Origin of the sequence: Bacillus sp. FSL W8-1141, assembly GCF_038593205.1 — a bacterium.
Lineage (GTDB): Bacteria > Bacillota > Bacilli > Bacillales > Bacillaceae > Bacillus > Bacillus altitudinis.
In genome coordinates this window covers 1066724-1088651 of sequence record NZ_CP151973.1, presented here as the reverse complement: position 1 = coordinate 1088651, position 21928 = coordinate 1066724, and the positions used below count along the sequence as shown (strand labels likewise).

The window sequence follows — 21928 nt, the reverse complement described above, 5'->3', positions numbered from 1 at the left end:
TTCTTTGAGCAGCGACTTTTTTTAGAGCGATAGCTTTTTTTAGAACGATAGCTTTTATGGCTTTTTTTGCTGCGATGTGACTTACGGCAGCCTCCTCCACCAAAGAACCAGTGACGGCGATTTGAATGACGAGAACGAGATGATTTGTGCGAATATCCCGATTCTGGTTCACGATCTAAGTGATGATCACGCCCCTCACTTCGAAGTGAATCAACTGCATGTTCAATATGCGAATGATCAAATGTGCTCACGAACAATTCCCCTCCCAATCTGTGCTCTGACAAAACAAACAGACAAAGCTGTTTATCTTCTCTGCTTTATGTTACGAGACTCGATAGACAAGTGTTCTTGGCGAATGCCTCTTTCTTAGAAAACTCCATGAATACCTACCAGCAGGTACAGGACATTCCTTCATTTTCATATAGTGGAGGAGATATAGGAGGGTGATGAACGCATGGACAAAGAACCTTTAAAACAACTGGATATCTGGATTCATCCAAAAGATCTCATGGAATTAAAAAAGGACGTATGGAACGATGAACCCGTCGAGGCCATTCTGAAAACCGGCCAAACGAAGTCACATATTTATGCCTCATACCGAGGATCACACATCCGAAAGCTCAAGAAAAAATCCTATCAAATTGAATATCGAAAACCAAAGCAAAGACAGGGCGAATCCCTTTTTCACTTAAATGCAGAGTACAATGATCCTTCTTTCATTCGCAACAGGCTGTCTTTTTATTTCTTTGAACAGATGGGTGTATTCAGCCCATCCGCTTCTCATGTGTTTCTGACCATTAATGGAAGAAAAGAAGGCATTTATTTAAAAATAGAATCTGTAGATGAGCTGTTCCTCCAAAAACGACAGCTGCATGGAGGCGGCATTTATTATGCTGTAGATGATGACGCCAATTTCTCTCTTTTAAGTTCATTTGATAAAAAGCCAAAAAAACATCTTCTTCTCGGTTATGAGAAAAAAACGGGAACTCCTGAACACGACAAGCAGCTGAGTGAATTTATTTACTTTTTGAACACCGCAAGGGACGACACGTTTGCAAATAAGATTGAGCAGTACCTTGATGTAACACAATATTTCCGCTGGCTCATTGGTGTCGTGTGTACCCAAAATTTTGATGGCTTTGTTCATAACTATGCGCTTTATGTGAATGATCAAGGAAGGTTTCAAGTAATGCCTTGGGATTATGATGCGACTTGGGGTCGTGATATTCACGGAGAAGAAATGGCGTTTGATTATATTCCAGTCAGCGGTTTCAATACATTAACCGCTAGATTACTAGACATCCCTGCATTTAAAAGAGACTATTATGCCCTTTTCCAGCACGTACTAGATACACATTTTTTAGAAAAACGGCTTCTCCCCATCATTGAGACATGGCATGCTTCGATTGAGCAGCGAATTGGAGATGATCCATATACGAAAAACCGACAAGACATGCTGCGTTCAGAGCGAGAATTAATCCGACAGTATATCAACAAAAGACGACGTTATTTACAAACTGAGATTAAAAAAGAGACATCGCGCCTGTAAACACACTTTCGAATTTTGTCACTTTAGTTCTCATATTGACGAAAGAGCTTTTTTTATAGAAAAATAGGGTATACTAACCATATCCTTCTATTTGATAAAAAATGTGAGAGTTGGCGTCCGTTATGATCAATTATGAAATTGAACAAAAAAGATTACATTTGATTGAGACCGCAAAAAAATTCGGAATGAATGCCGAAGAAACCATCAGGTGCAGTCAAGAGCTTGACACACTCTTAAATAAAGGCATCAAAACCACCTCTAAAGAATGCTCGAATAAAGGGTAAACCATACACTTCATTCCTCTCATCAAAGTTCTTCAAAAAGACAATCACATATTAAAAGACCCATCATAAGCTATGGTGAAACGCCCAAAAACGAAGTGCCCTATTTTTCTAAAGGATGTGCACCGCTATGCCGGCTATTGTTGGAGCCTTTAAAGTAAATGCCGTCGGAACGAGCGGAGTCGTTCATGTTGGAGACTGCATCACCATTTCTCCAAATAGTCAGGTTAAAACGTTTGCCGGCGCAGGCAGTTTTAACACTGGTGATCAATTACGCATTAGCAACTATAAAAGTGTGACAAATACGTATGATAGTGATGTCATTGATCAACCGCTTGTTGGTAACTTGTAAGGAGTGAGAATCCATTGAACTTCTATATTAATCAAGCGATACAAATTAATTACTTACGTGTGGAGTCTGTGAGTAACTCATCCGTTCTGCAAATCGGCAGTGCTGGATCAATCAAGGCACTCTCCAATCTGTATAACACTGGAAGCTATGTAGAGTCAGCACCTGCCGCAGCAGGCACACAAGGAATTGAAGAGTCTCAAGGCGCAAGCACGGCACCTTTTGTACCGCTTCAGTCACCAACAACATAAGTTCATCTGCAATCCCCGGAGGTGTATGCATATGTATGACTATCAAAACAGCGCTTCACAAATGTATGGCATCATTCAAAAGCAAACACAGCAAATCATGATGCTTGAAAAAAGGCTTAACGAGCTTCAGCAGGAAATGCAAATGATCAAAGATAAACCGACAACAACGATTGAACGGATTGATTATCAATTTGATCAACTGAAAATCGAGCGGCTGGAAGGCACATTAAATATCGGCCTCAATCCATCTGATCCAAATAGTGTTCAAAATTTTGAAGTGGGCCAAACAACAACCCCGGGAATTGGAATGATGCAGCAAGAAATGGCTGATCAATTTTTCAATCAAACACGCCAGCTTGTCGATGCATTCTTAAATGAAGAAGCACCGCAGCTTCTTGAAGAACTAGAGCAGCGATACGAAGGCTCGCTTGATGAAAGCAACAAACACCATATCATTGAGGACATTCGAAAACAAATAGACAGCAGAATCAAATATTATGCGGGGCAGCTGCCACAAAGGGAAGATATGACCCCGCTTCAACGTTCCGAGCAAATTGCTGAATACGTGAAACATGATGTCAAACGGGCAATCGAGCACTTTTTAGCCCATATTCCAAATGAAACGAAAGGAGAGGAAAACGGATGAATTTCACAGTCGTCAACCGCAACATCGAAACTGGAAGCATTAAAGTAGTTGGGGTATCGTCCTCTTCCCTATTTATTATCGGGGACACGGACCATGTACAACTGTCATCGATTTTCGATACACCGCCAGAATCATTAATTATTGGCCCGTTTGTTCCTCTAGCCCCTCGATAATGATCAAGCGCACATCTCAAGTGAAGTTCTCGAAGGTGAATTCTGTCGGGATTGCAAGTGTTGTTCAAATTGGTGATACACAAGAGCTCTGTCCGAACGTGAAGGTGCTAGCTGTCCAGCGAACGATTAGTTTATTTTATGGAAATGAAGCTGAAAACCTAGATGCAAAAGAATTTGAAGTGTATTATGAGCCGATCCCATTGATGCTGCCAGAACGAGCGGTTAGAACGGCCTTTTATCATGAAAAGCCTCTCATTAAAGTGTCGTCCATTCATGTAGAAGGGGTCTCTTCCTCCTCTATCTATCAAATTGGCTCTACGTGCGGAATAAATGCCGTTGCGCGAGTGAAGCATATTCGAGAGTTATTTAGCAACAACGACGAACATCCGCCAAACTCACAATTGGACCTACCTGCGCATATGATGGTGATATGACTTCGAATAAAGGATGTCGATTATGCCAGCAATTGTCGGACCCATTTACATTAACTCGATTTCTGGGGGCGTCGTAAACGTCGGTGACTCATTTTATCTTTCGCCTAAAAGTTCTTCAAAATCTGCTTTAGGCTCTGGAGCGGGGAATACCGGAGATTTCTTGATTTTAAATAATGGCATTAGCGCCACCAACTATGTGGATCCTGACTTAAATGATCAGAATATGGTAGGCAATGCATAAAGCGGCTCCTCTACACTCATTTCATTTAGAGGAGCGCTTTTTTATGCTTATTTCTTTCTGCGTTGTCTTGATTTCTTTGTTTTGACCAGCTTGCTTGCCGGCTGCTTTCGAATCCATTTGATGTACGGAACAAGCTTTTCATCTTGTCTTAGGGCATCCAGCGTATTCAAACGTGCGGCAAGCTCCTGGTTTGTATAAAGAGCATGTACCTGTTTATGGCAAGGGATACACAGGAAGGCAGTCGGTAGAAAGGCCCCTCCTTCTTCTCTTGGCGTTAAGTGATGTTCTGTAAGGACGACCTCTTGTCTTCCGCACAGCTCACATAATCCAATCGTTTGCTTTGCCATCCTGAGATCACCTCACTTTACATTAATTCCATCGAGACTGTTGTTCCTTTCCCGCTTGGATCTGCTGGGTGGACAATCAGTTTCTTTGGCAGTCTCATCTTTAATTCTTCCACATGGCTGATCACACCAACAGCCAAATTTTGAGATTGTAGCTTCTCTAATGCTGTAATCACCGTATCTAACAAGTCTTGATCGAGTGTACCAAATCCTTCATCTAAGAAGAAGAATTGCAGCGGGAACTCACCTCTCAGCTGAATTTGTGCAGACAGAGCAAGGGCAAGTGCTAAAGACGTCAGGAAAGTTTCTCCCCCAGACAAGCTGGATACCGGACGTCTGACACCTCCATTGGCATCATCCCGCATCACAAAACCGCCCTCTGAATCGACTTCAATGGCATACCTTTGTCTTGTCAAAATCCCAAGACGATGAGAAGCATCACGACTGACACTTTCTAGCTGTTCTTCTGCTAGGAACTCAACAAATGTATTCCCTTTAAACACCGTTTGAAGCTTATCCAGCCGGTCAATTTCTTGCTGCAGTTCTTCAAGGCGTTCATGAATGCTTGCAAAGCGCTGATGGTTTGCTTCAATCACTCGCAGATGCTCCTGTGCAGATCCACTCAGCGCTGTCGCTTCTTCAAGCGCTTTTTCTGCCGCTTCTTTTTTTAGTTGAATGTCTGTCCACTCGTCTTCATCCAGCGACTCACCTTTTAACAGTTCAGAAATTCGCTTTAAGTTTGCTGCACATTGCTTTCTTTTATCCTCAAATTCCTCAATTTCCTGTTTGACTGTAAGACGTACAGATCGATCCATTAAAGCAGGTGCTATCTCCTGAGGATGAGCAAAAGGAGTAGATGCTGTTTCTTTTTGCCACGCTTTCTCAGCTTCTTGTTTTCGCCGCTTCGCCTCTTGGAGCTGACGTTCACTGCTTGAGAAATGGCTTTGTGCCTCACTAAATAATTGCTGTGCATGCTTAAATTGCTCGTACGATTGCTGTTCTTTTTCATTTAGATGAACAAGAGATTGTTGAACTTCGTACAGTTCATCAGAAAGAGAAGCCGCTTTTAAAGGATATCGCTGTAAATCTGTTTCATATTGATCGATCAGGTGTTGCTGGCTTCCCAGCTGATGCGCCAGCTTATCGAGTTCCTTCTCTAGATCGTATATAGCTGTTTGCAGATGCTCTTTTGCCTGCTGTTTTTCCTCTAGAAAAGAAATACTCTTCTCAATACGCTCTTGATAACCTTCCGCTTGTTGATCCTTTTCGTCAATTTGTTGCTGCATTTCCTGCACTTGGTTGATTGTCAGGTGAGGAAAGGTCTGTTCAAATTGCGTCAGTTGTTCGGAAAGCTCAGATCGAAGCTCCTTGATCAGCATGTCTAGTTCTTGTATGCGCTGCTGCTCAAATGTCAGTTGGTCTTTTACTTTGCTCATTTCTGCCGCTTGATCATAAGTGACGTCCATTAAACGAGCTCGTTTGCTTTCGATTGCTTGAATATCTTGTTTTACGCCTTTCCATTCTTGAATCAGCTGGTGCAAAGACTGCGGATTCTGTACTGCTTCTACTGCTGCAGCTACTTCCGAATCGGGGGCTTTTTGAGATAAAAAGGAGAACTGTTTAACTAATTGATTGGCATGCGTTTCAAGCAGCTGCTTTGCAGCAAACATGTCTCTAGCATATTCCTCTGCCAGCTTGAGCTCTTTATCCATTTTTACAATCCATTCATCAATTTGGGCAACCGTTTCTTCATGGTCATTGTCTATCACAGCCTTTGGATCATGATGAATCGATCCACAAACAGGACATGGTTCACCGTCTACTAGCTCTGCCGCTAATTCTTTTCTTAATTCTGCCGATCTGACAACATCACGCTGTTTTAATTTTTCTTGTTTTTTGTCCTGCTCTTTATGACTCCATTCTGTAAGACCTCGTTCAAATTCACATACATAAAAATACAATTGCTCTATCGCTTGAAACGATTGATTTATTTTTTCATGATGATCTTTTTGCTGTTTTTGAAGCTTTTCATACGATTGTGTCGCCTTTGCTGAACGCTGTCTTAGCTTCTCAATCTTTTGTTCTTCCTTTTGAATGCTCACATTCATTCTTTGAACATTTTCACTGAAACGAAGTGCGTCTTGTACAAGTTTCCGCTCTTTGACAGAGACTTGTAATTGTTCCAGCTCATGCTTCAACTGTGTTTGTTTCGCAAGCGCACGCTCTAATAAAGATTGCACGTTTTCGGCTTCCGCTTTTTTTTGAGTCAATTGCTGCGCTTTTTCATGGTTTTGCTGCTCTAGTACGGTCTTTTCCTGAAGAGCTGTTTCTTTTTTTCGTTCAATTTCTTTTAATTGAATAAGCTGCTCTTTCTTTTGAAGAAGCTCTGGCTCATTTTCCATTTTCTTTTGCCGCGTTTGCTCATACTCCTGCGTCATTTGATCATAGATCGTTCGTTGATGAAGTAAATGTTTTTCTGCTTCCTGCTTCTCTTTTGATGCTTGAGAGAGCTGCTTTTCAGCCTTTGTTAATGCATCCGCATAAGGCTTTAATGTCTCTGCCTGCTCTGCAATGTGAAGTTGATTCTTTTTCTCTTCCATCGTGGATGCCAGCAGATTGAGGTTGTGTTGTTCCTTCTCGTACGCTTCTTGTTCCTTTTGATACTGCCAGATGGCTTGCGCTTTTGTAAAAGCAGTGAACGCTTCGTCCCGCGTTTGTTTTTTCTCATGAAAAATAGCTTGCGCCTGCGCAGCTGCTTCTTTAGCTTTCGCTAATGCCTCTGGCCCAGCTTCTCCTAATCCAGTCAATTCAGCCAGCAGTTCGTTTTTCTGTCCGTAGTGATTTTGAGCCTTTGCGCGTAAACGTTTGACGAGCTGATCACCATATTTCTCTAAATTAAACAAACGCTGAAGCATTTGGCGTCTGTCGGCTCCTTTCAATGAAAGGAATTCCGCAAACTTTCCTTGGGGTAAAACAACCGCTCTCGTAAAATCGTCAATGGTTAAACCAAGTAATTCTTCTATTTTACGATTGACCTCACTTGCTTTATCTGCAAGAACTGTCTGCGTATCACCAATTTCAATCAATCGGCATAACGTCGTTCTAACCTTCATTTCATCTGCACGTTTAAAGGCACGTTCCACTTTATAAGAAATATGGTGTTCTCTTTGCAAAGCGAACGTAAAGGAGACAGACAGCTTTTCTTCAGCTTGGTTCAAAATACCATGCGTATTATTGAGTGCACGTTCGACCTTGCCATAGAGTGCGAGTGTCATGGCATCTAATATGGACGATTTTCCGCTTCCAGTCGGTCCAAAAATACCAAACACACCTGCATCACATAAGGAGCTAAAGTCAATGGTTTGCTCTTCTCTGAAGCTATGAAGTCCTTTAATGGTTAACGTGATCGGCTTCAATTCGCTTCCTCCTCTTGCATGTCATTGGCAAGCTCTAAAAATAGCTTGACGGTTTTTTCATCAGGTAGACCTCCACCTGTCTGACGCTCATAAAATTTCACGAACCGCTCTTCAATCGAGAGCTTTTCCACTTGTTTTTGTTCTTCTTTTTGCTGTAACTCTTTAAACTTTGGTCTAATATGGACAAATCCACTATGCTGTTTTCTAAGCTGATGAATTTGTTCGATCGACAGCTGATCTGTTAAGTGAATCTCTAAATCAATCCAGGCTTGAAGATCCCGCTTTTCATCCAGCCAATTGTGTACTTGGCTCAGCCCTTCAGTCGCCTTCCACTTCATAAGTGGTTTACCGCTTGATAAAAACACTTCTTTCCAGCTTGCTGTTTCATTCGGTTTTGCATCCACAATGGTGACTGATTTGGCGTAGCCTGCTTCAGAAAAGCTGTATGCAAGTGGAGATCCAGAATAGCGGGCAATCGTCTTGGCACGTTTAATGGTTTGGGGGCGATGCAAATGCCCCAATGCGACATAACAAGCCGCCTCAGGCAGACTTTCGGCCGCAACGGTATATGCGCCTCCCACTTCAATCGGCCTTTCCGAATCCGTTTGACTGCCACCTGCCACATAAATATGACTTGTTGCGATATTGACCGTATTCGCCTGAAATTGGCTGCTTAAATGTTGAAACATTTGTTGTATTTTTAAATTGTACTGATCACGAAGCAGTTTCTCTTCAAATGTTTCAGCCAGCACCTCGTTTAGCCTTGCTTCAGACGGGTAAGCGAGTGCTGCAATAGATAGACGTTCACTTGCAGAAGAAACATCGACATGAATTAAATCATTTGTCGGATATCCAATTAAATGAATCCCCTGCTCATTCGTTAAAGGAGATGCGGCTGATAAACGGTCTGGGTTATCATGGTTGCCAGAGATCACAACCACCTGACGCTTTCCTTTATCAGATAATGCAGACAAACTTTCATAAAAAAGCTGTTCTGCGCGAGCAGGAGGGTTTACTGTATCAAAGGCATCGCCTGCCATCACAATGACATCAATGTGTTCATCCTTGACGATTTGATTTAATTCATCTAAAAACTCCGCTTGCTCCTCAAGCCGGCTTCGACCTTCAAGGGTTTTCCCTAGATGCCAATCCGCTGTATGCAGAATCCTCATGTGATTCACCTCTCATTCATTCCACCTATAAAGAAATTTCTAGATTTCCATCAAAGAAATAAAGGATTTTCTCCTCTAATGTTCTGTTTGTTAAACGTTCTACCGCTGCTGTATACAACGATATTTGCGTTTCATAGCGTTTTTTTAACATCGCTTCAGCTTCCTCTAATCCACCTGAGAATCTGCCAGTCACTCGATCTGTTTTATAATCAAGTAAATAGAGCTTGCCATCTGCTTCAAATAAACAATCGATCATTCCTTGAATGAGCACAGGTTCACCTTCTGCATCAATATGGCTGTATACCTCTTTAACCGGTAAAACCATACTAAACGATACTTCTCGTTTCACCCAGTCCGCTTTCTGCAGTTTTTGACCAATAGCAGTAGAAAAGAAGGCCACAATTCCTTCTCGATTGATGGACTGGATTTGTTCATCTGTTAGTAAGTCTTTCTCTTTTAAAGAATGGAGCAGCTCTTCTACACGAGATTCATCATATGGTTCATTTGAAGGAAGAGGTATATGCTGCATGACTGTATGCATGGCCGTCCCTTGTTCTGCAGCTGTGAGTGTTTTTTTCTTCATAAAAGCCGGTCGTTCGTACAGTGTCGCATGAGCTTTTCGAATGGAAGCAGGCACACTGTATTCATCCTGTATTTCTTTCATTCTTTTGATCTCGGAAACTGACTGCTTTGTCCCTACTTGGGAGGCCGCTAAATATGGATAACGCCATGAAAGTCTTTCTTTTACTTCCTCCTCGTAATCGCCATATCCTTGAACAGGCACACCTTCCATTAATGCTTGTAGCACTTCGTCTTGTTTTTGTTTTTCAAGTGACATGTCTTCTTGTAGAAGATCGGACGCTTGATGAAAGGTGATAGAAAATGATGATGGATGCGAGAGAACGACTTCTCTCGATTCTTCTAAAAGAGAAGACATCGCTTGATGACGGATAAGGGCAGGGCCAATAAAATCTAAGTATGTTCTCGCTTGATAACGTTCAAAATCAGGGAGAAGCCAGTCGTCTCCGTTTGCGGCATTTTGCCACTTACTTAAAGCTTTCACTTGATTTTTGACAGAGCCGACTAAAAATAATTTTTCCTTCGCCCTTGTGAGCGCCACATATAGAACCCTCAGTTCTTCAGATAACAACTCTTTTCTCATCTTTTTTTTCATCGCGATCAGCGGTAATGTTGCATAACTAATTCTCAGCTCAGGATGAATATATTTGCTGCCAAAACCTAATTCTTTATCGAGCAAATAGGACTGGTTTAAATCCATCATGTTAAAGTTTCTGCCAAGTCCTGCAGTAAATACAACAGGGAATTCGAGTCCTTTACTGCTATGAATGGTCATCATGCGGACAACATCCTCTGTTTCACTGAACGTTTTTGCCGCTCCAAGATCATCTCCACGCTCTTGCATTCTTTCAATAAATCGAAGAAATCGAAACAGCCCTCTAAATGCAGCCTTTTCATACTGTTTCGCTCGATCATATAAAGCCCGAAGGTTTGCCTGTCTTTGCTTACCTCCTGGCATCCCGCCGACATAATCTAGATATTGTGTATCTCGGTACACTTCCCAAATCAGTTCTGCTACCGAATGCTGAATCGAAAAATCACGCCATTTGCGTAATTGAAGGAAGAATCGCTCCAGCTTTCTGCATGTCGGATGATCAGAGTGTGTCACACTCATAAATGCCTTCACAGCGTCATAATAAGTGCCTTTTTTATCACTGGTTCTAATCAGTGCCATCTCATTTTCGTCTAAATGAACAAGAGGTGACCTTAAAACAGCAGCGAGCGGAATATCTTGATATGGATTATCAATCACTTTTAACAAAGAAAGAATGACAGATACCTCTGTCGCTTCGAAATAGCCTGAGGAAAGATTCGCATAAACAGGGATTCCCTGCTTCTTCAACTCTTCCATCATTTGCGGAGCCCACGGCATTGATCGAAGCAAGATCACAATGTCTCGATACTGCAAGTTGCGTGTCAGCTGCTGTTTTGCATCGTACACTTGAAAAGGCTGTTCTACCAATTCTTTTATTTTCTTTGCAATCACTCTCGCCTCAAATTGTACCGTCTCTAGCTCTTCTCGTTCTTCATCGCTTTCTGTGTCGTGCTGATCTAAATGAACAAGAAGCATTTCTGTCGTCGTGTCTTCGCTTTGCGGATAACTCGCTCCAAGCTTTAATTCAGCTTGTTCGTCATATTCAATTTCTCCAACTGTTTCTCCCATCAGCTGTTTGAACAGAAAGTTGGTACTGTCTAAAACATCAGCCCGGCTACGGAAGTTTTTATTTAGATCAATTCTTTTACCTGTTTCTTTGTTATCTGCTTTAAATTGTTTATATTTATTTAAAAAGAGCATCGGCTCTGCAAGTCTAAAGCGATAAATGGACTGCTTCACATCACCAACCATAAAGCGATTGCCTTCTGCCGGTTGTTTCCCTTTAGACACAAGCTTTAAAATCGTTTCTTGGACAAGATTTGTATCCTGGTATTCATCCACGAGTACTTCTTCAAATTGCTGTTGATAGTATTTAGCCGCTTCTGTTTCAATGAGATTTCCTTCTGCGTCCTGCTTCGCTAAAATGCGCAAACAATAATGTTCTAGATCCGAAAAGTCTACGATTGATTTTTCTTGTTTTGCTCTTTCGAAACGCTCTCCATATTGAATCACAAGCTCTACAAGTGTTTCTACAACTGGCTTCATTTCAGCCAAGCTTTTTAAATGCTGATCGGGACTGCGCATAAAGTATTCATCTTTTAGCTTTTCTAATTGTTTTTTGGCTTGATTGCGTGCATCTGTTGCTTTTTCTAACAGAGCTGGGTCATAGTCATCCCCTTTGCAAGTCTTTAACCTTTTAAAATTGATAGTTGGTAAAAGCTCATAAAGTGTCTCAAAATCATCTTGATGCCTTATTAATTCATTTACTTGCTCTAAATCATCTATAAAATTCTCTGCTCTCGGTGCTGGACCGCCCGGCTCTTTTGATAAAGTGAGCGCTTGTTCCAGCAGTTCCTGGCAGCTTCTTAAAACGAGAGAAAGGTCCTCTTTGATATATGGATAAAAGGGTAATTCTTCTACCTTTGTCTGTGTATCCACATCATAAAGAGAAAGGAATGCCCGCATCCATTGTTCGGGCGCTGGATGTGACCTAGAAAACTCATAAATTCTTTTGACAAGCCATTGAAGATCTAAATCATGCCGATCAGATGTGTAACGATCAACGAGTTCAAAAAATGACGGCTTTCCAGCCTTATACTCATCCTCAAACAGTTCATCTAACACTTCATCTCCTAATAATTCTCCTTCTGTTTGATCAGCCAAACGAAAACCTGGATCAAGGTCAATCTCATAATAAAAAGTGCGAAGAACTTGCAAACAAAAGGAGTGCAAGGTAGAAATATTGGCACGATTCATAAGTGACAGCTGTCTCCGCATATGAAGTGATCCAGGGTTTTTAGATAGTTCTTTTTCAAGTGCTTCAGTGATCCGGTGCTTCATTTCTGCTGCTGAAGCATTGGTAAAAGTCACTACGAGCAGCCTGTCCACATCAACTGGCTGCTCCGGCCGAGTCATTTTTCGAATGAGCCGTTCAACCAAGACCGCTGTTTTCCCTGACCCTGCCGCCGCAGCAACAAGAATATCTTGTCCTTCTGAAACGATGGCGTTCCATTGGTCATCTGTCCAAGTACTGTTATTCGGTTTTGGTATTTGCATACTGATCCCCTTCTTTTTTGATCCGGTCTAACATGACATCATCCTTCTCAGAGGTGAGCACCCTAAATTCATTATCTTCTATTGATTCATCAAATTGGCAAATAGACTTAAAGGAGCAAAAGCGGCAAGGGGTTTGATCCTTTAATTTATATGGGTTTATCTCTACCTCACCGCTTGTAATTCTTTCTCCTGCCTCTTCAAAGGTTCGCCGAACGTGTTTTGTGAGAATGTGAAAATGATCTTCACTTAATACCGCAGAGTCAGATCGGAAAGAACCATCCTTTTTCAAACCAGCTTGGATGACTTGTGATCTTCCTGATTCGAGTGTTTGATCCATCAACTTCACTGCTTCCACATCTTCGAGCAATAGACCCTTCATTTTAAATTTCTTCAATATTTCCTGCTCAATTGCATCTTCTCCAAGCGGAATAGGCGCTTGAATCAGCGGGTCATGAATATGGAAGTATAAAATTCCTGCCGGTGTCGCTTCCATGCCAAGCCATTCTTTAGAATACGTAATGGTCAGGTCTAAATAAGTGAGCATTTGCAAGGCTAAACCGTAGTAAACTTCTGCTAGATCAAGCCCCTTCTCACTGGACTTATAGTCGACAATTCTTAATAGAAGTCCTTTTGACCCTTCTGCTTTATCCACTCGGTCAATCCTTCCAACAAGCTCCATCGTGCAGCCGTTTTTTAATTGAAAAGTAAACGGCGGCAGAGGTCCTTGACCTCCAAAACCTAACTCAAGTCCAACCGGAGAGAATCCGCTCACTTTTGCATGTTCGCTTAATATAGAAGACACCCTGATGAGGATTTTTTGAAGCTTTTCTTTTATATAAGCATGCCGATTAGAGCTTAATAAAATTTCTTTTTGCAGACGTGGAGCCAGCTGTTCAATTGCATGCCTTGAGTAGGTCACACAATCTTCCTTCGTTAAGTTTTTCCAATCCTTTTTTTGTTCAACAAGCGTATCTGAAATCAGTTTTAAAGCCGAGTGAAAGAGCTGGCCGATATCAGGTGCTTCTAATTTGTAAAATTGTCGGTCTTTTAGTTTTAGCCCGTGGGAAGCAAAATGAGAAAATGCACATGCATTGAATTTCTCCATTCTTGAAACACTGCCCTGAATATGGTCACCGTAAAGTTCTTTTGTGACATTCGGCTTTAAACGTTTCGCTCTATTGGTAAAGAACAAGCTGGACATGATTTTTTTTGATACGTCACGGTTGGACGAGGTCATCAAATGATTATATACACTCCACCATACGCCGCTGATCGGATATTGATTGAGCCATTGTTGCAGCTGCGAAACGGTATAGGATAACGAGACATGCTCGTTTGTTACAAATTTTAATTGCTCCTGATCATCCAACTGCTCTGGATCTAACACATAGAGGGCTTGCTGATGGTTTGGCATCAGTTCCTCACAATACTTGATGAGGGTCGAAGGCAAAAGAGACCGCCCTTCCGTATCTGAAGCTGAATAGGATAAATACAGGTAGTGCGATGGACTGGACAGCGCTTGATATATCAAAAATTGTTCATCCAGCAGCCGTTCCTTCCCTGTCTCTGCCAGCTCTGCTCCTGCCCGCTTTAACCATTCCCGGTCGTCTTCAGACAATACACTTTCATCAGAGGGCCGTGCAGGTATAACTCCATCATTTACTCCAATGACAAACGTACACTTTACTTGATACATTCTGGATAAATCCATACTTCCGATAAACACTTGATCAAGTGAAGGGGGAATCAAAGCAAACTTGAGAGAGGACAGTCCTGTATCCATCATCTGTTGAAATAATGGAAATGAGAGCTCCTCCTCGCCCAGCATTTCAACAAATTCATCCATCAATTGAATGACAGCATCCCACACTTGCCCATGCTGCATCGCTTCAGCTAACCTGCCTGCTTCTTCTGCCTCAAGCCTTGCCTTTTCAAGCTTTTCTGGCACTTGGGCTTCTTCTAGAAAGATATACACTGCCTCCACCATGTCTCTTAGCTTTTGCGCTTTTTTCAATCTTTTTTGCAATTGAAAGAGAGGCGGAACAATCCATTCTTTTACATCATTCAGCATTTGCTCCATTTCTATTTCTTGATCGGTTTGTCCAAAATCTTCATCTAGTGATTGGAAGCGGCGATAATGAAATCGTGAACCATTCGTCCAGCGTTCACCTTTTACACCGTAAGCAATACAATAGTTTTCAAGCTGATCCGCCTGTTCTCTCGCTTTGTTTTTGGCGAGTTCAAGCGGAAATAAGAACTCCGTTTTCACACAGCGAAACACCGCCTCATACCGCCAGTTCCCTTTTATGACATCGAGGCTCGAACGAATGAACTCAATGAGCGGATGATACTGCATCGATTCATTTCCATCAATAAAGAAAGGAATATCGTAATCTCGAAACACCTCTTTTAACGTATCTTTATAGTCGTCTACATGTCTTGCAACAATTGAGATGTCTCGTAACCTAAGACCTTCACCTCTTACTAAATCAAGAATATCTCTCGCTACTCCCTCAATTTCAGCTCGTTTATTTGCACTTTTCGATACGGTAAGGTGAGGCGTTTCTTCTTGATACGGCTGCAAAGGTCTCTGTTCATATTGATTTTCTAAATAAGCTAGATCTGGGGTATGAAGATGCCGCTTATTTCTCTCCAAAATGTTCTCAGAAATAGCCGCTCCGCACTCTTTAGCCAGCTGATAAAGCTGGGAATATGTCTTACCTGTCATGCGAAATAAATCAAGTTCATTTGGCTGCGTGTCATGATAGGAACGATCCACTGTGAATGCAGCTGTTATTTTTTCGGCATGTAGCAAAAGCTGTTCAATGACAAGAAGCTGCTGGGGGGTAAACTGATAAAAACCATCTATATAAATGTGTGCCCCTCTCAATTCTTCTGATAAAGGAATTTGCTGAGCCAGAAGTGTCAAGTAATCCTCTGAGTGCACATACTCATCTTGCAGATGCTGCTCCATCTGCTGATAAAGAACATGAAGATCATGCAATTTTTCCGCCGCACGTCTTTCTTCTGTATACTCTGAATGCATGCTGGCTGCCGAGATTTTTTCAATATCCTCCGGCATCATACAGTACCTTTTGAATTCAGCCATCGTCTTTTCTATTTGTTCAACAAATCCCGGTTTATCACTCGCCTTTTTGAATACCTTAAACTTGTCTTTCTGTTCTTCTATTACTTTTCTTAAGAGCATTTGAATCCCTGTGCTTGTGACAAATTGACGGTTCGCACCGCCAGTCTGCTGTAATATAGACCAGGCAAGCCGAGTAAAACTAAAGACTTTGGCCCTGATCATTCCACCAGCTTCAGACGTTTTTGCAAGCTCATATTCCATTAAAAATGTCATTTGATCCGGGACTAAAAAAATGATTGGCGGACCCAGCGGATCAAGCCGCAGTTGTTCTTTGATTTCTTCTAGAATTGCAGTCGTTTTTCCACTCCCCGATCTGCCTGCTAAAAACTGAATCTCCACGTTCCACAACACCTTTCTTATGTACTCATATTCTAGCGAAAATAAAGGTAAATAGCTATTTTCCTATCACCTTCCCTTTCTCCTCCGATTGAAAAGAAAATAGGCACCTTTCCCGACTCTTTTCATATCATAAACCATCATGATCTAAAAGGAGGCTGGCAATATCATGTATTACGGTTATTATGACTACTCGCCATATGACATGCGCCAAAACACAAGGATCATTGCAGACCTTGAAAAGGCCATCAATGGCGAATATTCTGCGATCCAATGCTATGAAAAACTTGCACAAAAAGCAAAAAATCCTGAAGCGAAAAAAATCATTCAAGAAATACGTCAGGATGAAGTCAGACATTATCAGCTATTTACAAAGCTATACTATTCTTTGACTGGTAAAAACCACAAACCAAGCATAACAGAGCCTTGTCCAGACCAATTTAGGGAAGGTCTCTTATTTGCCTTTAAAGACGAACAAAAAACAGTCGATTTTTACTTAACGGTATCAGACTATGTCCGTGATCAAGGAACAAAGGAATTAATGAAGCGTATTGCTCAAGATGAACAGCAGCATGCCGTCTGGTTTCTATATCTTTTAACGCACCATGTTTCTTAGATAACCCTATTTTAATAGGAGATCGTATGTTCCGTCAAAAAATGAAATTGCTTTTTTGCTCATTCAATATGTGAAATAAAGGGCTGTCATCATCAAAACGCCTCTTCGCTTTTCCTTTTTTAATGATAAAACGACCTTTTGACCAAAAAAAAACTCCTCTGCTACAAATCGCAGAAGGAGTTTTTTGTTATTTAATGAAATTTTGCTTCATTACTTTGCTGCTGTTGTTTTAACAATCCATCAATCGATAGCATCTTGCTGCCACTAAGTGTCAAGTAAAGCGCCATGACCATTAAAGAAAGTTCAAATTCATAACCGCCCACAAATCCTCTTGCAAAACCAACTGTGATAATGGCTACAGCCATAATTGGCACAAATAAAGCTGCGAAAAGACGTGTGCCTAAACCTAGAATCAGGGCAATTCCACCAACCAGTTCAATTGTTTTGACAATATAGGCCATAAATTCAGGGACACCAATTTGACCAAAAAATGCAGCAGTGCCTCCTAGTCCACCTTGATATGCTTGAAGCCCATGTAAAAAGAAAATAATGCCTAAGATGACACGTACAAAAAGTGTTCCTATTTCTTGATTTGTTTTCATATAGTGATTTCCTCCCATTTTTACACTACATCATGTAATGTTCATTCGTAAAAAAAATTAGTAATTTAAGTTGAGCATAATCATTAAGACCAACATGAGGATGGTTGATGTCACAATTGGGATAAGTGGTACATTGAACGGTATGTTGTATGTTGGGTTTAAGATTTTTTGGATTCTTAAATTCAATGCTCGATCTCCAAAGGACACGGCAAATTTTGTTTGTTTTTGAAACTGGGTTCTATTTTTAATGAGTTTCAAAAGAGCTTGCCCTACTCCAAGCTCAGTCCCTGTCTGCTGAATGGCATAGTCATCTGCAATGACTTCACGAAAAACGGAGTAACTTTGTCTCATATGCTTTAACACAGGAATGTACCAAATCACTTTTGTGAGCATAGAGAAAGCGAAAGTCTTTAAAGGATCGTAGCTGTATTTGTGATGTAATTCGTGATAGACAACAGCATCGATTTCCCCTTCATCCAGCATGTCTATAAGCGCTGTTGAGAGATACACTTTTGGCCGAAGCATCCCCATTGCGAAAGCAAGCGGTTCATGGCAATGAAACACAATGATCTCATTTCTATAATTGTCTGATAGACTTTGCGTTGAATGTTGATCGACTGCCATCATCATATTTCTTTTGAAATGAAGATACTTTCTGACCTGCTTTGTCATATAGAAAACGGCAAAACCAAGCGTATACAAGACGAACGCATCCAGAAAATACTTTAAAGGAGTGAATCCATAAAATTCGAGAACAGATTGACATACATGGATCAGGTTATATGCTTGATTCCAGCCAAAAAAGCTTGAGAGTACATAATAGCCCATCTGGTAAAAGATCACTAAGCCAATCAATATACCGCCTAAAAACAGCAGACTCGACTTCATTTTAATCATGTCGTTTCTCCTCTTTTTTGGATGCAAGCCTTGCTTCGAGTACCTTCAGTAATTCAGGATCAGCACTTTCAATTGCGTCCACCATATGATTGACTGCAAGGGGGCCGAAATCATCCATCAGTCCTTGAGTAATCCATTTCGTTTGCTCATTTAGAAATTCTTCTTTTGTTAAAACAGGGTTATAGATAGATGAACGCCCTTTTGTTTTCTTTTCCACAATTCCTTTTTCGGTTAATCGATTGAGTACCGTCATGACCGTGTTGAAATTAATTGGCTTCTCATCTGACAGCTTCTGCTGTACCTCTTTAATCGGCATATCCTCACCTTGATAAAGGATCTCCATAATCCTTCCTTCTAAAGGACCGAAAAAGCGGTTCAATCCCTTTTCGTTATATTTAAAAGAAGGAATTTTCATGTCATCACCTCACACTAAGCATTGTAGTGTAATTGAAAATGATAGTCAACAGATAACAAAAATAGGGGAAAATCGTTGTATATTGTATTTGTTTTTGGCGAAAATTATATGTCATTTATATCAAAAAAATCTCTTTTCTAACAGAGTTAACCATAAGATAATCTTATGAAAATACTAAAAAAATTCGTATTTTATTTATAGAGACTTTTGTATTATAGTGAAGATAACAACATTTCACTTACTGAACAAATATACAGGAAGAAGGTTTATACGTGATGAAGCAAGGAAACAGCCTTCGAACCGATCTCATTTTGATTGCGGTAAGCGGTTTAGGTGGATTCCTTTTGTCTCTAACAGGGATGTCTATCGGCTGGATGATTGGCACATTAATGACAGCTGCATTTATTGCCCTGCGCCGTCCCGCCCTGTTTCAGCGTAAAGGAAAGAATACCTTACGTATTCACAGCAGATGGCTACTCCTTGGTCAATTCATTCTCGGAATCGAACTAGGACAAAAAATGAACATGAAAGTCCTTCACATTTTCGCTGAAAATTGGCTTCCCGTGAGTTTCATGCTCGTTTTTTCTATTTTATTAGCCATGCTCTCCGGGTTTGTCTTATGGAAGCTGAGTAAAACAGATATGCTGACCAGCTTTGTAGGCACTGCCCCCGGCGGTCTTTCCGCTATGCCGGGCATCGCCCAAGAGGTTGGAGCAAATACAGCTGTAGTGAGTCTCGTACAAACGATACGCGTGTTAATGGTCGTACTGACCATTCCTTTTACGGTATTTTATTTAAATACAAAAAGCCAATCAGATGTGGTAGTCGCCCAAGGCAGCGCCTTCTCATCAGGCGTTTTCACAATATCAAACATTTCTTGGACTGCTGCACTCATTTTAGGGGCATGGCTGATGTCACGCCTAGCCGTGCGTCTTCACTTTCCCGCCCCATGGCTGATCGGCAGTATGTTAGGTGTGGCGGCTCTCCAAGTAGGGGCAGGCGCCTTGACAGGTCATGATTTGATTCCTTACTGGCCAGCCCAAGCGAACATTGCGTCACAGGTATTTCTAGGGGCAACCATCGGGTCAAAAATGAATAAACAAATGTTTGTCGGGCTAAAAAATACCTTGATTGTGGCCGTCGTCAGCTCAGCCGGATTGATTGCTGCGACCGTTCTCAGTTCAATTGCCATTGCAGAAATAACAGGTATTTCTGTCATTACGGCCATTCTTGCTTTTTCGCCTGGCGGTATTGCAGAAATGGCGACAACAGCTGTGACACTTCACGAGGATTCCACATTTGTTGTGGCTGTACAAGTCGTTAGAATTATTTTGGTCATCGCCATGCTGCCACCGTTTTTTCGTTTCTTACATCATGTCTGGGCAAAAAGACAGACTGATTATAAAGCCGCTAAATAAAAAGAGCCGCTTTGCATAAGCAGAGCGGCTTTCAGATGGTCTGACAACGGGCTAAAATGATGTTGATTTTAGCCCGTTGTCTTCTTTTCAGCGTGATAGAAAACCTTTGCAGTCTAGGAAGGTCGAGCACCAGAGCGGAGCGAATTTGACATTCGTGAGCACTGGAGCGCAGACATGACAACGAATGCGAGGGTTTGTCTACACGCTGAGCCGCTTTGCATAAGCAGAGCGGCTCTTTTTTATTCATCATGATTCCTTTTTACACCGACTACTTGATCCTTTGAGATCGTTCCAAAATGCCGGCTGTCAAAGCTATGTATTCGATTATCTCCGATCACGAAGTAATGATTGTTTTGTATGTTCTGACGACCGGTGATGGCTTTCAGCTGAAAATCACCTGTTAGGACGTTGCCCATTTTATGTTTTTTCTGCTCTTTTAAATACGGTTCTTTCCATTTCACACCATCAACAAACAGTTGATCATCTTCATATTTGATTGTTTCTCCTGGAAGTCCAATGACCCGTTTGATCAAGATTTGATTTTTAGGGCCATGAAATAACACATAGTCAAACCGGCTAATTTTCGTGAGTTTTGGCGAGAACTTGTTAATTAATAATTCTGTTCCATCTGTAAATGTCGGGTCCATACTAACCCCTTCTACTTTGTACGTGACAAACATGAAATTCTTTACTTGGAACAACAAGACGATGCATGTAATAATCATGAACCATAGCAATGGCTTCTTTTTCATTAAGAGCCTCCTTTGTCCTCACGCTGACTCATCCGAATATTCAACCTATTTTCTACTCTCTTTCCAACATACCATAATAAAGCAATGACTAGAACCGCAAAAACACTTCTTAACGGATTCTTTACTAAAGCTGAAATGTCATAGCCAATAAAACTAATAATAAAGAGCATGACACACTTCCCTGATAAAGCAGCTAATGAGAACTGCCAGACGCTGATTCTTGATAGACCTGCTACGACATTAACGGCAGCAGAAGGTGTAAAAGGAAAGCAGAGTAAAATAAATAACGGACCAAATCCCCGCTTTTCAACCCAAAGCATTAGCTTTTGAATAGAAGGGTGTCTGCTAATAAAGTTCAGCATCCTCATCTGTCCAAATTTTCTGATCAGTAAAAAGACAAGGATAGACCCTGCACTTGCACCAATCCAGGTCAATAAAAAGCCTTCCCATAGCCCAAAAGCATTTGCATTGGCCACCGCAAATGCCACGAGAGGTAAAAACGGTAGAAATGCTTCTATTAAAGGGAGTAATATAGCCACAATGGGTCCAAAAGCCTTGTAGCTTTCAAAAAATGATGTGATATTTTCATGAGTAAATATAGAAAGAAATAATGGCAACTTGTTTGACTCCTTCAAGGTTTGTCTATCTTTCATTTTACATGGAAAACATAAAAATATACAAATGAATCCCTCTCAGCCCCCCTTGAGATTTTTTAACTCATCCGATATAATAAATAAGAACAAATGTTCTATAAATAAAGAAAGCAGGCATGGACATGACGAGATTATCAAGCGTACAGCTTCAGATGATGGAACAGGCCATCTTTCTTCCAATGGTCATCTCCATCCTCAATCGTGATTTGACGTACCTTAAAAAACATCAAACATTCAAACTAAATGAACCATATATTCAGCTAGTCACCTCTTCATTAAAAGAAGCACAAAAAGCCCTTTATCAACTGAAACAACAGTTACGTAAAGAAAAAATGAACGTACAGCAAATTGAACACGATGAAGGATTTACGACATATTTATTTCTGATAAATGGCTATGAAGAAAAGCATAAATATTTTAATCCCCGTATACGTCATCGTGTAGAGGAAATGCTCACCCATTATTTCCTCCATTCAGGAAAATAATATGGTTATATTTTACATTT

At 41.1% G+C, this 21928-nt stretch carries 21 protein-coding genes; 11 read left to right on the top strand and 10 right to left on the bottom strand.

The features are described 5' to 3' along the window. Positions 1-454 precede the first annotated feature (454 nt). The 8 genes from NSQ52_RS05445 (at position 455) to NSQ52_RS05410 (ending at position 3924) form a co-directional block, all read left to right on the top strand. On the top strand, positions 455-1549 hold the full coding sequence (locus NSQ52_RS05445; RefSeq protein ID WP_342473982.1) for a CotH kinase family protein: 1095 nt from the start codon (positions 455-457) through the stop codon (positions 1547-1549). Positions 1550-1671: 122 nt separating this feature from the next. Continuing rightward, on the top strand, positions 1672-1833 hold the full coding sequence (locus tag NSQ52_RS05440; RefSeq protein WP_008348605.1) for an aspartyl-phosphate phosphatase Spo0E family protein: 162 nt from the start codon (positions 1672-1674) through the stop codon (positions 1831-1833). A 127-nt stretch (positions 1834-1960) separates the two neighbouring features. After that, a complete protein-coding gene (locus tag NSQ52_RS05435) occupies positions 1961-2182 on the top strand; it encodes a spore germination protein (protein WP_003211745.1) in 222 nt (73 codons plus the stop codon). Between the two features lie 14 nt (positions 2183-2196). Further along, complete coding sequence (locus NSQ52_RS05430; protein ID WP_035392485.1) at positions 2197-2430, top strand: spore germination protein GerPB; 234 nt, start codon at positions 2197-2199, stop codon at positions 2428-2430. Between the two features lie 31 nt (positions 2431-2461). Next, positions 2462-3076, top strand: coding sequence for a spore germination protein GerPC (locus tag NSQ52_RS05425; protein ID WP_008348607.1), 615 nt, complete (start codon positions 2462-2464; stop codon positions 3074-3076). Then, positions 3073-3249, top strand: a complete 177-nt coding sequence (locus tag NSQ52_RS05420; RefSeq protein ID WP_003210893.1) for a germination protein GerPD — start codon at positions 3073-3075, stop codon at positions 3247-3249. The genes NSQ52_RS05425 and NSQ52_RS05420 overlap by 4 nt, the downstream gene beginning before the upstream one ends. After that, the gene (locus NSQ52_RS05415; RefSeq protein WP_008348609.1) at positions 3249-3683 is read left to right on the top strand and encodes a spore germination protein GerPE; all 435 of its coding nucleotides are present in this window, start codon (positions 3249-3251) and stop codon (positions 3681-3683) included. The genes NSQ52_RS05420 and NSQ52_RS05415 overlap by 1 nt, the downstream gene beginning before the upstream one ends. Before the next feature lie 22 nt (positions 3684-3705). Further along, positions 3706-3924, top strand: a complete 219-nt coding sequence (locus NSQ52_RS05410) for a spore germination protein (RefSeq protein WP_003211468.1) — start codon at positions 3706-3708, stop codon at positions 3922-3924. A 47-nt stretch (positions 3925-3971) separates the two neighbouring features. On the opposite strand, the gene NSQ52_RS05405 is transcribed toward NSQ52_RS05410, so the two are convergent. The 5 genes from NSQ52_RS05405 to addB are packed head-to-tail and all read right to left on the bottom strand — an operon-like array spanning position 3972 to position 16073. After that, the gene (locus NSQ52_RS05405; RefSeq protein ID WP_017360217.1) at positions 3972-4271 is read right to left on the bottom strand and encodes a hypothetical protein; all 300 of its coding nucleotides are present in this window, start codon (positions 4269-4271) and stop codon (positions 3972-3974) included. Positions 4272-4288: 17 nt separating this feature from the next. After that, positions 4289-7684: an exonuclease subunit SbcC gene (gene sbcC, locus NSQ52_RS05400; protein ID WP_342473981.1), complete on the bottom strand. Its 3396-nt coding sequence runs from the start codon at positions 7682-7684 to the stop codon at positions 4289-4291. Beyond that, a complete protein-coding gene (gene sbcD, locus NSQ52_RS05395) occupies positions 7681-8856 on the bottom strand; it encodes an exonuclease subunit SbcD (RefSeq protein ID WP_342467931.1) in 1176 nt (391 codons plus the stop codon). Before sbcD ends, sbcC begins: the two co-directional genes overlap by 4 nt. Positions 8857-8881: 25 nt before the next feature. Then, on the bottom strand, positions 8882-12586 hold the full coding sequence (gene addA / locus NSQ52_RS05390) for a helicase-exonuclease AddAB subunit AddA (protein WP_342467930.1): 3705 nt from the start codon (positions 12584-12586) through the stop codon (positions 8882-8884). Next, positions 12564-16073 (bottom strand): helicase-exonuclease AddAB subunit AddB, encoded by a 3510-nt coding sequence (gene addB, locus NSQ52_RS05385; RefSeq protein ID WP_342473980.1) that lies wholly within the window; start codon positions 16071-16073, stop codon positions 12564-12566. The genes addA and addB overlap by 23 nt, the downstream gene beginning before the upstream one ends. 166 nt (positions 16074-16239) lie before the next feature. Here addB and NSQ52_RS05380 point away from each other — a divergent pair, with 166 nt between their 5' ends. Next, positions 16240-16686, top strand: a complete 447-nt coding sequence (locus NSQ52_RS05380) for a ferritin-like domain-containing protein (RefSeq protein WP_007499129.1) — start codon at positions 16240-16242, stop codon at positions 16684-16686. A 191-nt stretch (positions 16687-16877) separates the two neighbouring features. Here the strand turns inward: NSQ52_RS05380 and NSQ52_RS05375 are convergent, their stop codons facing one another. From NSQ52_RS05375 to NSQ52_RS05365, 3 genes are read right to left on the bottom strand one after another with little or no spacing between them, the layout of a single operon-like run. After that, a complete protein-coding gene (locus NSQ52_RS05375) occupies positions 16878-17288 on the bottom strand; it encodes a DoxX family protein (protein ID WP_008348626.1) in 411 nt (136 codons plus the stop codon). A gap of 57 nt (positions 17289-17345) precedes the next feature. After that, the gene (locus NSQ52_RS05370; protein ID WP_025207106.1) at positions 17346-18185 is read right to left on the bottom strand and encodes a M56 family metallopeptidase; all 840 of its coding nucleotides are present in this window, start codon (positions 18183-18185) and stop codon (positions 17346-17348) included. After that, positions 18178-18600, bottom strand: coding sequence for a BlaI/MecI/CopY family transcriptional regulator (locus NSQ52_RS05365; RefSeq protein WP_007499135.1), 423 nt, complete (start codon positions 18598-18600; stop codon positions 18178-18180). Before NSQ52_RS05365 ends, NSQ52_RS05370 begins: the two co-directional genes overlap by 8 nt. Before the next feature lie 275 nt (positions 18601-18875). On the opposite strand from NSQ52_RS05365, the gene NSQ52_RS05360 reads away from it, so the two are divergent. Continuing rightward, the gene (locus tag NSQ52_RS05360) at positions 18876-20018 is read left to right on the top strand and encodes an AbrB family transcriptional regulator (RefSeq protein ID WP_007499137.1); all 1143 of its coding nucleotides are present in this window, start codon (positions 18876-18878) and stop codon (positions 20016-20018) included. 239 nt (positions 20019-20257) lie between these two features. Here the strand turns inward: NSQ52_RS05360 and lepB are convergent, their stop codons facing one another. Continuing rightward, entirely contained in the window at positions 20258-20770 is a 513-nt protein-coding gene (lepB, locus tag NSQ52_RS05355) for a signal peptidase I (protein ID WP_007499139.1), read from the bottom strand. Further along, positions 20770-21387, bottom strand: coding sequence for a TVP38/TMEM64 family protein (locus tag NSQ52_RS05350; RefSeq protein ID WP_017366969.1), 618 nt, complete (start codon positions 21385-21387; stop codon positions 20770-20772). The genes lepB and NSQ52_RS05350 overlap by 1 nt, the downstream gene beginning before the upstream one ends. A gap of 158 nt (positions 21388-21545) precedes the next feature. Between NSQ52_RS05350 and NSQ52_RS05345 the strand changes: the two genes are divergently transcribed. Beyond that, positions 21546-21908 carry a hypothetical protein gene (locus tag NSQ52_RS05345; protein WP_017360224.1) on the top strand — a complete coding sequence of 121 codons (363 nt, stop codon included), beginning with the start codon at positions 21546-21548 and terminating at the stop codon, positions 21906-21908. The last annotated feature ends 20 nt before the right edge of the window (positions 21909-21928 follow it).

What these genes read in the sequence shown, in the direction of transcription:
- NSQ52_RS05445 (WP_342473982.1), top strand. Translation starts at nt 455, where the DNA reads ATGGACAAAGAACCTTTAAAACAACTGGATATCTGGATTCATCCAAAA.
- NSQ52_RS05440 (WP_008348605.1), top strand. Translation starts at nt 1,672, where the DNA reads ATGATCAATTATGAAATTGAACAAAAAAGATTACATTTGATTGAGACC.
- NSQ52_RS05435 (WP_003211745.1), top strand. Translation starts at nt 1,961, where the DNA reads ATGCCGGCTATTGTTGGAGCCTTTAAAGTAAATGCCGTCGGAACGAGC.
- NSQ52_RS05425 (WP_008348607.1), top strand. Translation starts at nt 2,462, where the DNA reads ATGTATGACTATCAAAACAGCGCTTCACAAATGTATGGCATCATTCAA.
- NSQ52_RS05420 (WP_003210893.1), top strand. Translation starts at nt 3,073, where the DNA reads ATGAATTTCACAGTCGTCAACCGCAACATCGAAACTGGAAGCATTAAA.
- NSQ52_RS05415 (WP_008348609.1), top strand. Translation starts at nt 3,249, where the DNA reads ATGATCAAGCGCACATCTCAAGTGAAGTTCTCGAAGGTGAATTCTGTC.
- NSQ52_RS05410 (WP_003211468.1), top strand. Translation starts at nt 3,706, where the DNA reads ATGCCAGCAATTGTCGGACCCATTTACATTAACTCGATTTCTGGGGGC.
- NSQ52_RS05405 (WP_017360217.1), bottom strand. Translation starts at nt 4,271, where the DNA reads ATGGCAAAGCAAACGATTGGATTATGTGAGCTGTGCGGAAGACAAGAG.
- sbcD (WP_342467931.1), bottom strand. Translation starts at nt 8,856, where the DNA reads ATGAGGATTCTGCATACAGCGGATTGGCATCTAGGGAAAACCCTTGAA.
- addA (WP_342467930.1), bottom strand. Translation starts at nt 12,586, where the DNA reads ATGCAAATACCAAAACCGAATAACAGTACTTGGACAGATGACCAATGG.
- NSQ52_RS05380 (WP_007499129.1), top strand. Translation starts at nt 16,240, where the DNA reads ATGTATTACGGTTATTATGACTACTCGCCATATGACATGCGCCAAAAC.
- NSQ52_RS05375 (WP_008348626.1), bottom strand. Translation starts at nt 17,288, where the DNA reads ATGAAAACAAATCAAGAAATAGGAACACTTTTTGTACGTGTCATCTTA.
- NSQ52_RS05370 (WP_025207106.1), bottom strand. Translation starts at nt 18,185, where the DNA reads ATGATTAAAATGAAGTCGAGTCTGCTGTTTTTAGGCGGTATATTGATT.
- NSQ52_RS05365 (WP_007499135.1), bottom strand. Translation starts at nt 18,600, where the DNA reads ATGAAAATTCCTTCTTTTAAATATAACGAAAAGGGATTGAACCGCTTT.
- NSQ52_RS05360 (WP_007499137.1), top strand. Translation starts at nt 18,876, where the DNA reads ATGAAGCAAGGAAACAGCCTTCGAACCGATCTCATTTTGATTGCGGTA.
- lepB (WP_007499139.1), bottom strand. Translation starts at nt 20,770, where the DNA reads ATGAAAAAGAAGCCATTGCTATGGTTCATGATTATTACATGCATCGTC.
- NSQ52_RS05345 (WP_017360224.1), top strand. Translation starts at nt 21,546, where the DNA reads ATGACGAGATTATCAAGCGTACAGCTTCAGATGATGGAACAGGCCATC.